This window comes from Photorhabdus tasmaniensis (assembly GCF_011189505.1).
GTDB classification, from domain to species: Bacteria; Pseudomonadota; Gammaproteobacteria; order Enterobacterales; family Enterobacteriaceae; genus Photorhabdus; species Photorhabdus tasmaniensis.
The window spans coordinates 1-1157 of sequence record NZ_PUJU01000158.1 but is presented as its reverse complement, the minus strand read 5'-3'; the positions used below and the strand labels follow the sequence as shown (position 1 = coordinate 1157).

The following is a 1157-nucleotide window of genomic DNA, read 5'->3' as shown; positions in this document are numbered from 1 at the left end:
ATCTGTCCCTGCGTATTGGTGAGCACGGTGCTGGTCAGGGTGGTTTTGCCGTCCGCCGCTATCATTCCGCCGGTGTTATCAACATCGCCGGTGCGCAGGGTCAGGTGCCTGCCACTCAATAGCAGGCCCCCTTTTTGGTTTTTCTGCTCATTATTTTTGTTGATGAGTTTGTGTCCGTGGGTATCCACGGCCATATTCCCACCGGATTGCAATTGCCCCGCAGTGTTATTCAGCTCACCGCTGTTCAGCGTCAACGTTTCCTGGGCGATGACCTGACCGGCGGTGTTGGTAAACGCCTGTCCGCCCGTTTGGCTGTCAATGTGCTGGGCCAGTAATTTCCCCTGAGTATTATTCAGTGCCTGACTGTGTGTGGTCAGCCGGGTTTTGGCTTCAATGCGTCCATTGGTATTCTCGATGCTTTTCCCGACCGTCAGGGTGGCCCGGTCGCCGGTCGCCACAATACTCCCCTGTTCATTATTCAGCCACCTTGAAGTGAGTCGGAGAGCATGACCGGCCTCCAAACGCCCCGCCTGATTATTCAACTGGTCCTTCATCGTCAGTGTCAAATTGCCATTTTTAGCGGCCACCAGGTGACCACTACGGTTATCTACGGTAGTGGCCTCAAGGGTCAGGTTGCCGTTACCTTCAATCCTGCCCCCCTGGTTATCCAGGGTATTCACGGTGAGGGCCAGGTTATCCTTGCCCCGCTGTTGCATCAGTCCGCCCTGATGGCTCAGGGTGTCCGCATTGACGGTCATCTGCCCGGCCTGAGTTTCAGCGTGGTTGAGTTGCAGTTCACCGGCCTGTATCGTCAGGGTGCCATTGGTCAGCAGTTTGCCCTGATTGCCCAGCCACCGTTGGGTGTTGAGCGACAGTGTCCCGTTGCCCGCCAGTTGCACCGTGCCTTGAGTATTATCCACCTGATGTGCGGTGAGATGCAGGTCCTCGCCCTGACTGGCGATGTTGCCCTGCTGGTTGTTAAGTGTGTCAGTGGTTATCGTGAGCTGTTTGCCTTGGTTGAACAGGGTACCGCCACCGTTATTCAGGGTGCGCGTGTTAAGCGTCAGTTCACCGGGACCGGTCTGGTTAATTTTTCCCCGTTCGTTAGAGATGTCAGGCGTCGTGAAGTGGATTTCCCGCGCCACTAACTGGCCGCC

General features: G+C 56.2%; 1 pseudogene. It reads right to left on the bottom strand.

Annotation, left to right across the window (positions count from 1 at the left end):
- Positions 1 to 1157 (bottom strand): annotated as a pseudogene (locus C5471_RS23295) (hemagglutinin repeat-containing protein); the annotation flags it as partial.